Here is a 13978-nt window from a genome sequence, read left to right on the forward strand (position 1 = left end):
ATTTTTTTTGATCAACTACATCTCGGTAAAACCGGTCTGCGATGATCTTCTGAAGCCTCCAGCGAGCGCCCACACAAATTATCTGATTATCTATTTTAAAGAGCGGGCTGACTTGAATACTTAATCAGATCTTAATCTAGTAAAGTTGAACTTGGTCTTCGTTGCTCTGAAGCCTTGTCCGTGTCAGCGAGGGCGTATATTAAGGATCTACAGATTTTGTGCAACCCTTTTTTGAAGAAAATTTAAATTAATTTAAATTCGATCAAACTTCTACGATACGTAGTTCTTTAGGCATAGAGAAAGACACATTCTCTTCTCTACCTTTTAACTCTTGAGGTGCGCTACCACCTTCCTTAACAAGACGATCAATCACCTCATTAACAAGTACTTCAGGCGCAGAGGCTCCAGCAGTTACGCCAATACTACGAATACCTTTCAACCAATCGCACTGAATCTCACTGGCATTATCGATCAAATAGGCTTTCGCCCCCATTCTTTCAGCCAATTCCCGAAGACGGTTTGAATTAGAGCTATTCACTGAACCAACAACAAGAACTAATTCAGATTCTTCTGCTAGCGTCTTCACAGCATCCTGACGATTCTGTGTGGCGTAACAAATGTCATCTTTCTTTGGACCACAAATCATCGGAAAGCGTTTTCGAAGTGCATCAATAACAACCGAGGTATCATCCATAGACAACGTCGTTTGAGTGACAAAAGCAAGACGCTCAGGATTCTTAACCTTAAGTCTCTCTACATCAGCAGGACTCTCTACTAGATAGATAGCACCACCCTGACGATCATCGTACTGACCCATCGTACCTTCGACTTCTGGATGGCCATCATGACCAATCAAAATACATTCCATGCCATCACGAGAATAACGCAACACCTCCAAATGCACTTTTGTCACTAGTGGACAAGTCGCATCAAATACTTTTAAACCTCGATCTGTCGCTTCATCTCGAACGGCTTTTGAAACACCATGCGCACTAAAGATAACAATGTTGTCATCTGGTACTTGATCAAGTTCATCAACAAAAACTGCACCGCGAGACTTCAAAGACTCGACGACAAATTTATTATGTACCACTTCATGACGAACATAGATTGGCGCTTCAAAAAGATCCAAGCAGCGATTAACAATATCTATCGCCCTATCAACACCAGCACAGAAGCCACGAGGGTTAGCAAGTTGAATAGCAAAACTCATGCGGCATCCTCAATAGCTATGATTTGCACCCTAAAAGTAAGTGACCGACTAGCAAGAGGGTGATTAAAATCGACAACCACTTCTTTCTCACCAATCTCAGCAATGACACCCGGCAATTCGTTTTTGCTCATATCAGCAAAAGAAACCACCATCCCTTCTTCTAGATCCATAGAGAACTGTGAACGAGGCATACGCTGAATATTGCTTTCATTGTGTACGCCAAAGGCTTTTTCTGGCGACATAATGAAAGAAGCTTCTTGCCCTACAGACATACCTAGTAAAGCAGACTCAAAATCTGGCAATAAACTCCCATCACCAAATACAAAGCTAGCTGGAGATCGAGAAAAGTTAGAATCAACGATTTGACCATCTTCAAGTGACAACTCAAAGTGCAGAGTGACCCTGCTTGCCGCTGTAATTACGCTCATTCTTTTGTACCTTCCTGCTTTTTCGACACGAAACTTTCAAGCAACATTAAAATAACACCAATAGTAATAGCACTGTCAGCAAGGTTGAACGCAGGAAAATACCACGACTGCTGCCAATGAAATTGTAGAAAATCTACAACATGACCATAAACCAATCGATCATAAAGGTTACCAATCGCTCCACCCAACACAAAAGTCAGTGCCAGTGATTCTAATCGGTTGGTTTCTGCGATCTTAACAAGACGCCAACTAATACCAACAACCACTGCCAATGCGATCAAAGAGAAGAACCAACGCTGCCAACCACCAGCTTGCGCGAGGAAACTAAAGGCAGCACCAGTGTTGTATCTCAATGTCAGGTCAAAGAATGGAAAAACGGCAATTTCTTGTCCATAAAATAAGTTGGACACAACCGCTTGTTTTGTTACCCAATCTAAAACAAAAAGAATAAGAGCCAGCGCCCACCAGCGCTGGACTCGTTTCCACACAATCAAAGCAGTCATTAGGCGTAAAGGCGCTGTTCACCTTCCCCATCTGGCAAGTTAGAGATACAACGATCGCACAACTCAGGATGCGCTGCTCGCTTACCAACTTCTTCACGGTGATGCCAACAACGTACACACTTAGTATATTTACTCAACTCAACGTGAACTTTCAGACCATCAAGATCGGTAGCAACCGCGTCATCATCCGCTTGAGACAAAGGCAACACTTTAACGTCAGAAGCAATTAAGACAAAGCGCAACTCTTCACCTAAGCGATTCAATGTTGCTTGCAAAGCATCATCACAATAAAGTGTGATATCAGCACTTAAGCTCGCTTTCATCTTGCCCTCACTACGCGCAGCTTCTAATACTTTATTCGTTGCTACTTTCGCTTCAAGAACCTGCTTCCAGAATTCACGACCCATTGGCTCATCACCGGACAACTCTTCAAGGCCTTCATACCATGTTTCTAAGAAAACAGACTCACCGCGTTCCCCAGGAAGTGTTTGCCAGATTTCGTCAGCAGTGAAGCTCAAGATCGGTGCAATCCAACGAGAGAAAGCTTCCATCACATGGTAAAGCGCAGTCTGCGCAGAACGACGCGCCAGGCTGTCTTCTTGTGTTGTGTATTGGCGATCTTTGATGACATCCAGATAAAAACCACCCAAATCTACGGAACAGAAGTTCTGGATTTTCTGGTTCACTGTATGGAATTGATATTCGCTGTAAGCGATATTCAATTCTTTTTGCAACATGGCAGCACGATCTACAATCCAGCGATCTAACGCAATCATCTCGCTAGAAGGAACCATATCAGCCGCTGGATTAAAACCATTTAAGTTTGCCATCATGAAACGCGCAGTATTACGGATACGACGATAAGAATCCGCTACACGCTTAAGAATTTCATCAGAGACAGTCATTTCAGTGGTGTAGTCGGTCGCTGCTACCCACAAACGGATAATATCGGCACCCAAGGTATCCATGACTTTCTGTGGTGACAGTACGTTACCCAAAGACTTCGACATTTTGCGGCCATCGCCATCAACGGTAAAACCGTGAGTCAATACTTGCTTGTATGGCGGCACACCACGAATCGCGATTGAGGTTTTCAACGAAGACTGGAACCAACCACGATGCTGATCTGAACCTTCTAGGTACAAATCGGCAGGAAAGCTCAATTCATCACGCTGATCGATAACAGAATAATGGGTCACACCGGAGTCAAACCATACATCTAACGTGTCAGTTACTTTGCTGTATTTTTCAGCATCAGCACCCAACAACTCCTCTGCTTCCATTTCAAACCAAGCGTCGATTCCTTCAACTTCGATGCGCTTAGCAACTTCCTCGATCAAACGTGGCGTTTCAGGATGAAGCTCTTGAGTCTCTTTGTTGATAAACAACGCAATCGGCACACCCCAAGTACGCTGACGAGACACACACCAATCAGGGCTGTTATTCAACATCCCTTCCATACGGTTTTGTCCCCAGCTTGGTACCCACTTCACACCTTCAACAGCATGCTTTGCAGAATCCAGCAAACCTTCTTTGGTCATACTGATAAACCACTGAGGCGTCGCACGGAAGATTAGTGGCGTTTTAGTACGCCAGCAATGTGGGTAACTGTGGAAGATCTTCGACTCAAACACCAAAGCGTTATTACGATTCAGTGCCTCAAGCACGGCATCATCTACTTTATAAACATGCAAACCAGCAAACTCGCCTGCAGCATCAGAGTAAACACCATTATCTTGAACAAGGTTGATAGTGCCAATGCCATTTTCACGACCGACGTTAAAGTCATCCACGCCGTGGTCTGGTGCAGTATGCACGCAGCCAGTACCCGCTTCCGTTGTTACGTGCTCACCCAAGATGACAGGAATATCGCGCTCTAGGAACGGATGATCCAACACAGTGCCTGCCAGTTCAGCACCAACGGTACGACCAACAATGCGGAAATCAGTTACGCCGTAGCGAGACATAACACTTGCGACCATGTCTTCAGCAACAATTAAACGCTCTTTGCCTAAGCCCATATCGACTTCAACTAGCGCATAGTTGAAGTCTGGATGAACAGAAACAGCTTGGCTCGCTGGAAGCGTCCAAGGAGTGGTTGTCCAAATCACAACAGAAACCTTACCTTCACCCTCGACATCAGAGAATTTAACAAGTAAAGCAGCTTCGTCTTGTGGCACATAACGCACATCCAAAGACAAAGACGTTTTATCTTGATATTCCACTTCCGCTTCCGCCAAAGCAGAACCACCAACAACACTCCAGTAAACTGGCTTAAAGCCTTTTACCAAATGACCGTTCTCAGCGATTTTGCCTAAAGCACGAACAATATTGGCTTCTGTTTGGAAGTTCATTGTCAGATAAGGATTTTCCCAATCGCCCATCACACCCAAACGAATAAAGTCTTTTTTCTGTTCTTCTATTTGCGTATAAGCGTATTCGCGACATTTCGCGCGAAACTCTTTATAAGAAACTTTCGTCCCCGCTTTACCGATCAATTGCTCAACTTTGTGCTCAATTGGCAAGCCGTGACAATCCCAACCAGGAATATAAGGCGCATCAAAGCCACTAACGGTTTTAGACTTAACAATAATATCTTTGAGGATTTTGTTAACCGCGTGACCAATGTGAATACTGCCATTTGCGTACGGAGGGCCATCATGAAGAATAAAAGATTTACGGCCTTTACTTACATCACGTACTTTTTGATATAGGTCCATATCCTGCCAACGCTTAAGCATTGCAGGTTCACGTTTTGCCAAATCTCCACGCATTGGGAAGTCTGTATCTGGCAAATTCAGTGTCGGTTTATAATCACTCATGGTTTATCGATTCATCCTCAAAGATCATCTTTTCACTGATTAGCAAAGAAGCGTAATGCTTCTTCTTTATCACATTGAATTTGTTTTTCCAGCGCATCTAAGCTGGCCATTTTTCGCTCTGCCCTAATAAAATGACAGAAAGTAACCTGCACATATTTGTCATACAGATCACCGTTAAAATCTAATAAGTGCACTTCCAGTATCGGCGTCTTGCCTTGAACGGTAGGACGCACACCAATATTCGCAACACCGTTATAGGAGACGCCATCAACCATAAAGGTCACAGCATATACACCAGACAACGCAGACTTAATACCTTTAAGGTGCACGTTAGCCGTTGGAAAACCCAATTTTCGACCAAGTTGCTGTCCATGTATCACACGACCACTTAAGGTAACCAAGTGCCCCATGTTCATCTGTGCGGCAGTAATATCGCCGCGCTCTAGAGCATCCCTAACCAGAGTACTACTCACTCGCTCATTCAAAGTGTTTAACACTGACGGTGTATTTTCAACATCAAAGCCATGCTGACCACCAAACTCTTGCAGATAATAAAAATCACCTTGTCGATCACAGCCAAAGCGAAAATCATCTCCCACTACCAAATGCTTTACAGACAAGCCATCTAGCAAAATTTGCTGACAAAATGCCTGCGCATCTAGTTGTTGAAGTTTAGGGTTGAACGGCATGCAAAGAACATAATCGATACCCTGCCCTTCCAACAATTTCACTTTATCCCGCAGACGACCAATACGACCTGGGGCCGTATCCGGTGAAAAGAACTCTCTCGGCTGAGGTTCAAAGATCATGATAGCAGCAGGCGAATTGTATTGTTTAGCCAAAGCTTTTACTCGCGCTAATATAGCGCCATGCCCTAAGTGAACACCGTCAAAATTCCCTATCGTCAGCACGCATTCTTTATGCTTTGAACGGATATTATGAATACCGCGAATTAACTCCATAGAACCCCGTACAAAACAATTAAATCCAGCGTCGAAAAAATATCATGGATTATATAGCAGTTAACCAGATGAAGGTAGGCCAGAACTTGAACAAGCTGTGCAAACCAATAATCAAAGCAAAAAACACTTCAATACACCTAATGCTTCAAAATGGAAGGACGCAAACCCGCCGCTACCGCGACAAGAACGTACACCAGCACACCGCAAACGACAACCATCAAGGTACAGCCCACCCGATACAAGTCATCCATCTGGGTCCATTGCCACCCCTGAAGAAGAAACAAATACAAGCACACACCAAGCGCAACGGTAGCACTCACCAATATACGCAACAAACGCTTCCATTGAGCAGAAAATACGTGATATTGCTTTTTGTACAAACCGCGCCACAATAAAAAAGCATTTAAACCTGCAGACAAACTTGTCGCCAACGCCAACCCCACATGCCCCAATGGCCACACCAAAATCAAATTCAGCACCATATTCGATATCATCGCAATGATCCCAATACGTACAGGCGTTCTTGTATCCTGTCTCGCATAATACCCTGGCGCCAGTACCTTAATCAGCATCATAAACACCAACCCCAGTGAGTAAGCCTGCAGACTCTGAGCAGCCATATGAACATCATTCACCGTTAACTCACCACGATAAAAAATCGTCGCAATCAAAGGCTCAGCCAACATAAACAAAGCAAGAGAAGACGGAATAGCAATCAGCAAAAGTATTCGCAGCGCCCAATCGAGTGTTTCAGAAAACTTCGACGCTTCGCCACCAGAAAAACTACGCGACAAAGAAGGCAAAATAACCGTACTGATGGCAATAGCAAAAATACCCAACGGCAACTCATACAAGCGATCCGACAAGTACAACCAAGTAATACTGCCCGTTTGCAGAAAAGAAGCCAACACCGTATCAAGAAGCAAATTAATCTGACCGACAGACACACCAAACAATGCCGGCCCCATCAAAAGCAAAATTCGCTTCACACCTGGATGACGAAAACCCAACGTCGGCATCGGTAGCAATCGCAACCTCGCCAAAAATGGCACTTGAAACATCAACTGAATCAGCCCCGCAAAGAACACCCCCCAAGCAACAGCGGTTTCGGCCTGGGCCGCAGTGCGAGCAAAAAACACCGTCGCAACAATAAGAGAGATGTTCAGAAAAATCGGCGTAATAGCCGGAACCGCATATTCACCATGCGCGTTTAAAATACCGCCTGCCAATGCCGTTAATGAAATAAATAACAGATATGGAAAAGTAATGACTAACAGCTCAGAAGCCAATTTAGTCTGACCATCATCCGCAGCAAAACCAGGTGCAAATACATACACCACCCAAGGAGCACACACCATGAAAAGCACAGTAATACACAACAAGATCAAAGCCAGCGACCCTGACACAGCAGAGATAAGTGCTCGAACCTCGTCCTTGCCTTCTTTTACTCGGTAGTCACTCAATACTGGGACAAAAGCTTGAGCAAACGCCCCTTCGGCAAATAATCGACGAAAAAAGTTAGGAATTTTAAAAGCAACATAAAATGCATCTGCGCTGCCACTTGCACCTAATACATACGCCAAAGCAGCATCTCTTACCAAGCCAAGAATACGAGAAAAGAAAGTACAAATGGAAACCAAGACACCAGAACGCAACAAAGACAAAGACTTAGGCTCTTTATCGAGGAGGGATTTTTTTTCGGACATAAAAATTTACGACGTATGCAATAGATAGATCGACAAAGAATAACACCAGGTACTACCAGAGCGCAGCCAAATATATAAGCTCATTTGACTAATTTTTGTATAATAGGGTTGTGGCAACGCTAAAAACTGGTAAAATCCGCCGCGAGATTTCAAAGTTAAAACTTGACATTAATTTCATGACACAGCAGAGTGCTGGGTCATTACTTATTCCAATTTAAAGGAGCCAGACCGTGGCAAATTCCGCCGGTTCAAAAAAACGCGCGCGCCAAGCAGTAAAAAGCCGCGCTCACAATGGTAGCCTTCGTTCAATGGTTCGCACATACTTGAAAAAAGTAGATGCAGCTATCGAAGCAGGCAATCAAGCTGACGCACAAGCAGCTTACGTTCTAGCAACTTCTAAGCTAGACAAAGCCGCTGACAAAGGCCTATATCACAAAAACAAAGCAGCTCGCCATAAGAGCCGCTTGAGTGCTAAAATCAAAGCACTGGCCTAATACCTATAAAAAAACCGGCAAATGCCGGTTTTTTTATGTCTTTTATTTATACACCTGAAAATACACCTCGACTTTTTTGCCCAAACAGCATCAGCCAAACAAAACCACCAGCCAAACCACTGCCGCCAAGACCAAAGCCAACATGACAGCTGCAGAGCCTAAATCTTTCGCACGACCAGACAATTCATGATGCTCACTACTAATTCGATCAACCACAGCCTCAACACTTGAATTCAGCGTTTCAACAATCAACACCAAGCCTACAGAAAAAATCAGTACCGCACGCTCAAGACCAGTATCACCAAGCCAGATAGCAAAAGGCAAAGAAATCAAAAACAAAACAGCCTCTTGACGAAAAGCCGCTTCATGTTTCCATTGAGCTCGCAAACCTTGATAAGAATATTTCGAAGCACTCAATACGCGATCTAAACCTACTTTACCTGGCTTTGCCATGACACCACTACCTCTTAAATAATAACCAAATCATCGCGATGAATTAACTCTGGTTCACCCTTGTAACCCAAAATCGCTCCAATATTAGACGAAGGCTGACCAAGCAGCTTCAACGTTTCAGCCACACTGTAGTTCACTAAGCCGCGAGCAACCAGACCACCTTGCAAATCGACACAAATAACCATGTCTCCGCGCGAAAAAGTACCCTGCGCATCTTTCACTCCAACAGCCAAAAGACTCGTACCCGCTTTTCGCAACGCCTTTACGGCGCCATCATCTAAAATTAGGGCGCCGCGACTCTTCAAATGCCCAGCTAACCATTGCTTACGCGCCGCTACCCTTCCGTGTTCCGGCTGCAACCAAGTTCCTAATATTTCGCCTGACGCAACACGAACAATTACATTTTCTTCGCGACCTGAAGCTATCAAGGTATCCGCACCAGAGCGTGCAGCCAAAAGCGCAGCTCGCACCTTCGTTAACATTCCGCCACTACCTAGTACACCAGCCCCGCCACTCGCCATAGACTCAAGACGATTGTCCGATGCTGATATATGAGAGATTAAAGTTGCATCTTTATGATCACGTGGATTTTTATCGAACAGCCCTTGCTGATCTGTAAGGATGATCAACAAATCCGCCTCAATAAGATTAGCAACCAAAGCACCCAGCGTATCATTGTCACCAAACCGTATTTCGTCGGTTACAACTGTGTCATTTTCGTTAATTATAGGTACAACACCGAAACCAAGCAGAGTTCGCAACGAAGATCGAGCATTTAAATAGCGTCGACGGTTCGACAAATCATCATGGGTAAGCAAAATTTGCGCAGTACACAAACCATGCTTCTCAAAGTGAGACTCATAAACCCCAACCAATTCCATCTGCCCAACTGCCGCAGCAGCTTGCAGCTCATTTACTTGAGTGGGGCGAGAAGAAAAACCAAGACGCTTCATACCTGCAGCAATAGAACCAGAAGACACTAAAACGACTTCCTTTCCTTGCGCTCGTAACTCAGCAATTTGAGCAACCCAAAGACCAATTCGGGCAACATCCAACCCCTGACCATCGTTTGTCAGTAGCGCACTGCCGATTTTAACAACGACACGCTGCGCCTTAGCTATTTTTTCTCGCATTTCCATGATACTACTTATTCTCACCAATCAAGTTAGCTAACGTATTCCACTTCAACATCGTAGTCATCTTCATCAAAATCGTCATCATCAAGCAACAAACCTGCTTTACGACGTTTTTCACGTAATGACATAATACGGTTTCGACCTTCTTCATCAATCAAGGCGCGCATTGCTTTTTCTTTCTCACGAGCTTCTGGGCTTTCTAGCAACAACTCACGCTTTTCATCAAGCGCCGTCATCAGGTCTAAACACAACACCTCTGTGCCTTCACCTGATATCGCCGAAATACGGTAAGCCTTACCTTCCCATCCAAGTGCGTCAATAACACTCTGACAACGCTCTTCCAACTCATCTTCTGGCACCATGTCGGTTTTATTTAAAACCAACCAACGGTCACGCTCTGCCAAAGCAGGGCTGAACTGATGCAATTCGTTTACCGCAATAACCGCAGCTTCTGCCGGGGTAATTTCATCCCAAGGCGCCAAATCGACGATGTGCAACAAAATGCGGTTGCGCACCAAGTGCTTCAAGAAACGAATACCAAGACCTGCACCTTCAGATGCACCCTCGATAATTCCAGGAATATCGGCGATTACGAAGCTCTGGTGTTTCTTCACTTTTACCACACCAAGGTTCGGCACCAAGGTTGTAAAAGGATAATCAGCCACTTTTGGCTTAGCAGAAGAAACCGCACGAATAAACGTCGATTTACCTGCGTTAGGAAGACCAAGCAACCCTACATCGGCCAAGACTTTCATCTCTAGCTTCAGCGTACGCTCTTCACCTACCGTACCTTTCGTAGTCTGTCTTGGCGCACGGTTGGTACTTGATTTAAATCGAGTATTCCCCAGACCATGATGACCGCCTTGGGCCACTTTTAACTTTTGACCGTCACGAACAAGATCACCAAGCGTCTCGCCGGTATCATCATCAATAACCGTCGTACCAACAGGCACTTTAATTTCAAGATCAGGTCCTTTCGAGCCGGTCATATCTCGACCTTGACCACCCTCACCACTTTCAGCGATGTATTTTTTCGTAAAACGAAAATCGATCAAGGTGTTTAGCGCCTCATCAGCAACCAACACAACGCTGCCGCCATTACCGCCATCGCCGCCATCGGGACCACCTTTAGCGACAAATTTTTCACGCCAAAAGCTCAACGCTCCATTTCCACCTTTACCCGCTCTTACATAGATACTGGCTTCATCAACAAATTTCACAATAACACCTCTTCGGTGGATTATCAGAATCAACAAACCCTGATTATAGAATTCTTCCAAAAAAAAAGCCCCGCGTCGCGGAGCTTTTTTTAAGTTTTTAGTAAGCGATTAAGCAGCTACGACAGAAACTGTACGACGCTTCAACTTACCTTTCACTTCAAACTTCACTTGGCCTTCAACAACAGCGAACAAAGTGTGATCTTTACCAATTTGAACACCAACTCCAGGGTGGAACTGAGTACCACGCTGACGAACAAGGATGTTACCTGGGATCACAACTTGACCACCAAAACGTTTGACACCTAATCGTTTCGACTCGGAATCGCGACCGTTACGAGTACTACCACCCGCCTTTTTATGAGCCATGACTTACTCCTTAAATTTGAATAGTTAGCGCTTAGTTAATACCAGTTATTTTCACTTCCGTGAACCACTGACGATGACCCATACGCTTCATAGAATGCTTACGACGACGGAATTTCAAAATTTTCACTTTGTCTCCGCGACCATGAGCAACAACTTCAGCTGTTACTTTAGCGCCTTCTACAACTGGTGCACCAACTTTAACGTCGTCGCCGTTGCATACAAGAAGAACGTCATCGAATTGAATCGAACCGCCTTCTTCAACAGCTAATTTCTCAACCTTAAGGGTTTGGCCTTCTTCTACACGGTATTGCTTACCGCCAGTTTTGATCACTGCAAACATGTTCTTCTCCAATGAGATTTACCCGGCTACTGAAATTGAATTTGACCTACTTCTAGTGGCAATAAGTTCCTGACCGAATCGGACAAAAATCACTAACCATATGATAGGGAGCAAAATGTGGGTAAATCGGACGCGAGATTGTACAAAATCACACCACCCAATACAAGTGAAAAGCAATGTCTTTATACATTTTTCGTATTTTGGGTTGACCCTGACACAAGCCTTACCTAGCATGAGGCACACTTGCTGATCAGCTTGGGACTATTTAGCTTCGGAAATTGCATGCAACCTATACAAATACACGATGTTGTGGCCAATGAATTTGGCCAAGTGAATGACTATATTGTGTCACAACTTAGTAGTGACATCCCTCTAATCGAGCAAATCGGCTACTACATCATAAGCAATGGTGGAAAACGATTGCGACCTCTATTGGTGTTATTAGCAGCTAAAGCGAGCGCTGAACTAGATAAACCAAGACTAGATCAAACCATTCAAATGGCAACCATCATAGAGTTTATTCATACATCGACACTATTACATGACGATGTTGTTGATGAATCAGATATGCGCCGTGGAAAAAAAACGGCCAATGAAGAATGGGGCAATGCCCCGAGCGTTCTAGTTGGCGATTTCCTTTATTCTCGCGCCTTCCAAATTATGGTGGATGTCGGCAGCATGCAATGCATGAGCGTTCTTGCTAAAACAACCAATATTATTGCCGAAGGTGAAGTTCAGCAGCTCATTAACTGCGGCGACCCCGATACAACCGAAGAAAGCTATTTGAAAGTCATCCAATACAAAACAGCAAAACTGTTTGAAGGCGCCGCCCTTTGTGGTGCAATTATTGCAGGTGCGAACAAAGAATATCAAGAAGCTCTAAGACATTTTGGCATGTACGTTGGGACAGCTTTTCAGTTAATTGACGACGTAATGGATTACACCAGTACAGCTGAAGAAATGGGCAAAAGTGTTGGCGATGACCTTGCTGAAGGCAAACCCACCTTGCCGCTTATTTTCACTATGAAACATGGCCCTAAAGACGCAGTGGAGCGAGTCAAGCAAGCTATATTAACCGGTGGACTTGACCAGTTAGAGTCAATTATAAATGACGTGCAAAACTGCGGAGCCATTGAATACACTCAGCAAAAAGCACAAGAGCAAGCAGACCTAGCAATAAGATCTATTGCACCATTGCCAGAGTCTGACTATAAAAAGGCACTTGTCGCACTAGCCAACGCGTCAGTGAAGCGTCGCAACTAATCGAAGGTAAAACCCATCATACAAAAAAGCCAAACATTGTATTTAAACTGTGTTTGGCTTTTTCATTGACTTTCTCATGCTAATTTTTTCTCAACACATCCATTACTGCCTGAGCAGCCATAGTTGTATGTTGCTGCATGAAACAATGACCTCCGTCCACCTCAATCACCTTAATATTCGGATTCAGTTTTGCCGCTAGGCGGTAGGCCTCTTTGAAATAGTCAAAGGTATCTTTACCTTGAATAATGCAAGTAGGCACAGAAATATTAGCAATCGCGCTCCAGAGCCGCTTGGGATAACTCGAAAAGATCGCTGCCTCCATCCAAGATGGGCAACCTAATTTATAGCGCCCTTTTTCATCGTGCTTAATAGAAGAAGCGATATAATCCTCTAAGCAAGCAGGCTCCCAACCCTTAAATGTTCCTCGCTCAAAAAAGCTACTTTTCACTTGAGTAAGATTTTCCCATTGAGTGCGACGACGACGAGCCTGTTTTACCAAAGGAACCTGACTCTTTAAGCCTGTTAACTTAACACCGCGCATCATCCAAATTAAACGCGGAGGAAAAAGCGCAGGATCCAATAAAACCAAACGATCAAAAAGAGTTGGCGTTTGCGCACTCATTAACGCCGTCATACAGCCTCCAAAGCTGTGTCCGATGCCAATCAATTCTGTTTTCGGTAGTACCGATTGCTGCGCATTTAACGACTCAGCAAAACGAGCGGCAGTAATATTCCAACCAACAAACCGCTTTCCAGCCGTTGACTCACCATGACCTGCCGCATCTTGCATAATCAAATTGTAGCCTTCGAGCTTTTCCAAAAAGCACATGTAAGTCTTTACTGAAAAGCCATTACCATGCAGAAAATGAATTGTCGGTTGACTCTCTTCAATTTGCCCCAAGTATCCCTGAATATGACCATCGTCAAATTGATGCTGCCAAGCAGCTAGATTTATACTTCTTTTTGAACTCATAAAGGCACTCAAAACAACCAAGACATTACTAGAAGAAATATATTAACAGAAAAAATAATACTGAACGGTATTCGCAAATCGCTTAAAAACCTGTTTTTA

The 13978-nt window shown here is 44.2% G+C and carries 14 protein-coding genes; 2 read left to right on the forward strand and 12 right to left on the reverse strand.

What is annotated here, in order from left to right; genetic code table 11:
* Window positions 1–262: 262 nt before the first annotated feature.
* The 6 genes from ispH to murJ form a co-directional block, all read right to left on the reverse strand.
* Window positions 263–1213, reverse strand: a complete 951-nt coding sequence (gene ispH, locus CCS02_RS19280) for a 4-hydroxy-3-methylbut-2-enyl diphosphate reductase (RefSeq protein WP_100188194.1) — start codon at window positions 1211–1213, stop codon at window positions 263–265.
* Complete coding sequence (locus CCS02_RS19285; RefSeq protein WP_100188193.1) at window positions 1210–1641, reverse strand: FKBP-type peptidyl-prolyl cis-trans isomerase; 432 nt, start codon at window positions 1639–1641, stop codon at window positions 1210–1212. The genes ispH and CCS02_RS19285 overlap by 4 nt, the downstream gene beginning before the upstream one ends.
* Window positions 1638–2144 carry a signal peptidase II gene (gene lspA / locus CCS02_RS19290; RefSeq protein ID WP_100188192.1) on the reverse strand — a complete coding sequence of 169 codons (507 nt, stop codon included), beginning with the start codon at window positions 2142–2144 and terminating at the stop codon, window positions 1638–1640. Before lspA ends, CCS02_RS19285 begins: the two co-directional genes overlap by 4 nt.
* Window positions 2144–4966: an isoleucine--tRNA ligase gene (ileS, locus tag CCS02_RS19295; protein ID WP_100188191.1), complete on the reverse strand. Its 2823-nt coding sequence runs from the start codon at window positions 4964–4966 to the stop codon at window positions 2144–2146. Before ileS ends, lspA begins: the two co-directional genes overlap by 1 nt.
* A gap of 32 nt (window positions 4967–4998) precedes the next feature.
* Window positions 4999–5928, reverse strand: coding sequence for a bifunctional riboflavin kinase/FAD synthetase (gene ribF / locus CCS02_RS19300; RefSeq protein WP_072841789.1), 930 nt, complete (start codon window positions 5926–5928; stop codon window positions 4999–5001).
* A 137-nt stretch (window positions 5929–6065) separates the two neighbouring features.
* Window positions 6066–7634: a murein biosynthesis integral membrane protein MurJ gene (gene murJ / locus CCS02_RS19305; RefSeq protein WP_100637468.1), complete on the reverse strand. Its 1569-nt coding sequence runs from the start codon at window positions 7632–7634 to the stop codon at window positions 6066–6068.
* Between the two features lie 230 nt (window positions 7635–7864).
* Here murJ and rpsT point away from each other — a divergent pair, with 230 nt between their 5' ends.
* A complete protein-coding gene (gene rpsT, locus CCS02_RS19310; protein WP_012071893.1) occupies window positions 7865–8128 on the forward strand; it encodes a 30S ribosomal protein S20 in 264 nt (87 codons plus the stop codon).
* 90 nt (window positions 8129–8218) lie between these two features.
* Here the strand turns inward: rpsT and CCS02_RS19315 are convergent, their stop codons facing one another.
* From CCS02_RS19315 to rplU, 5 genes are all read right to left on the reverse strand, one after another.
* Window positions 8219–8581 (reverse strand): diacylglycerol kinase, encoded by a 363-nt coding sequence (locus CCS02_RS19315; RefSeq protein WP_072841793.1) that lies wholly within the window; start codon window positions 8579–8581, stop codon window positions 8219–8221.
* A gap of 14 nt (window positions 8582–8595) precedes the next feature.
* Window positions 8596–9720 carry a glutamate 5-kinase gene (gene proB / locus CCS02_RS19320; RefSeq protein ID WP_100188188.1) on the reverse strand — a complete coding sequence of 375 codons (1125 nt, stop codon included), beginning with the start codon at window positions 9718–9720 and terminating at the stop codon, window positions 8596–8598.
* A gap of 26 nt (window positions 9721–9746) precedes the next feature.
* Window positions 9747–10937 (reverse strand): Obg family GTPase CgtA, encoded by a 1191-nt coding sequence (gene cgtA, locus CCS02_RS19325; protein WP_072841796.1) that lies wholly within the window; start codon window positions 10935–10937, stop codon window positions 9747–9749.
* A gap of 108 nt (window positions 10938–11045) precedes the next feature.
* On the reverse strand, window positions 11046–11303 hold the full coding sequence (gene rpmA / locus CCS02_RS19330) for a 50S ribosomal protein L27 (protein WP_012071897.1): 258 nt from the start codon (window positions 11301–11303) through the stop codon (window positions 11046–11048).
* Window positions 11304–11334: 31 nt separating this feature from the next.
* Window positions 11335–11643, reverse strand: coding sequence for a 50S ribosomal protein L21 (gene rplU / locus CCS02_RS19335; RefSeq protein WP_072841799.1), 309 nt, complete (start codon window positions 11641–11643; stop codon window positions 11335–11337).
* A 282-nt stretch (window positions 11644–11925) separates the two neighbouring features.
* Here rplU and CCS02_RS19340 point away from each other — a divergent pair, with 282 nt between their 5' ends.
* Window positions 11926–12906 (forward strand): polyprenyl synthetase family protein, encoded by a 981-nt coding sequence (locus CCS02_RS19340; protein ID WP_100637469.1) that lies wholly within the window; start codon window positions 11926–11928, stop codon window positions 12904–12906.
* Window positions 12907–12985: 79 nt separating this feature from the next.
* Here CCS02_RS19340 and CCS02_RS19345 read toward each other — a convergent pair whose 3' ends face one another.
* A complete protein-coding gene (locus CCS02_RS19345; protein ID WP_100637470.1) occupies window positions 12986–13879 on the reverse strand; it encodes an alpha/beta fold hydrolase in 894 nt (297 codons plus the stop codon).
* Between the last annotated feature and the right edge of the window lie 99 nt (window positions 13880–13978).

The sequence above is a fragment of the Marinomonas sp. ef1 genome, from assembly GCF_002806845.1.
In the GTDB taxonomy this organism is placed as follows: domain Bacteria; phylum Pseudomonadota; class Gammaproteobacteria; order Pseudomonadales; family Marinomonadaceae; genus Marinomonas; species Marinomonas polaris.

Excerpts from the sequence above, each read along its gene's own strand:
- rpmA (WP_012071897.1), bottom strand. The coding sequence starts at position 11,303 with ATGGCTCATAAAAAGGCGGGTGGTAGTACTCGTAACGGTCGCGATTCC.
- lspA (WP_100188192.1), bottom strand. The coding sequence starts at position 2,144 with ATGACTGCTTTGATTGTGTGGAAACGAGTCCAGCGCTGGTGGGCGCTG.
- rplU (WP_072841799.1), bottom strand. The coding sequence starts at position 11,643 with ATGTTTGCAGTGATCAAAACTGGCGGTAAGCAATACCGTGTAGAAGAA.
- CCS02_RS19315 (WP_072841793.1), bottom strand. The coding sequence starts at position 8,581 with ATGGCAAAGCCAGGTAAAGTAGGTTTAGATCGCGTATTGAGTGCTTCG.
- CCS02_RS19285 (WP_100188193.1), bottom strand. The coding sequence starts at position 1,641 with ATGAGCGTAATTACAGCGGCAAGCAGGGTCACTCTGCACTTTGAGTTG.
- proB (WP_100188188.1), bottom strand. The coding sequence starts at position 9,720 with ATGGAAATGCGAGAAAAAATAGCTAAGGCGCAGCGTGTCGTTGTTAAA.
- CCS02_RS19345 (WP_100637470.1), bottom strand. The coding sequence starts at position 13,879 with ATGAGTTCAAAAAGAAGTATAAATCTAGCTGCTTGGCAGCATCAATTT.
- ispH (WP_100188194.1), bottom strand. The coding sequence starts at position 1,213 with ATGAGTTTTGCTATTCAACTTGCTAACCCTCGTGGCTTCTGTGCTGGT.
- ileS (WP_100188191.1), bottom strand. The coding sequence starts at position 4,966 with ATGAGTGATTATAAACCGACACTGAATTTGCCAGATACAGACTTCCCA.
- CCS02_RS19340 (WP_100637469.1), top strand. The coding sequence starts at position 11,926 with ATGCAACCTATACAAATACACGATGTTGTGGCCAATGAATTTGGCCAA.
- murJ (WP_100637468.1), bottom strand. The coding sequence starts at position 7,634 with ATGTCCGAAAAAAAATCCCTCCTCGATAAAGAGCCTAAGTCTTTGTCT.
- ribF (WP_072841789.1), bottom strand. The coding sequence starts at position 5,928 with ATGGAGTTAATTCGCGGTATTCATAATATCCGTTCAAAGCATAAAGAA.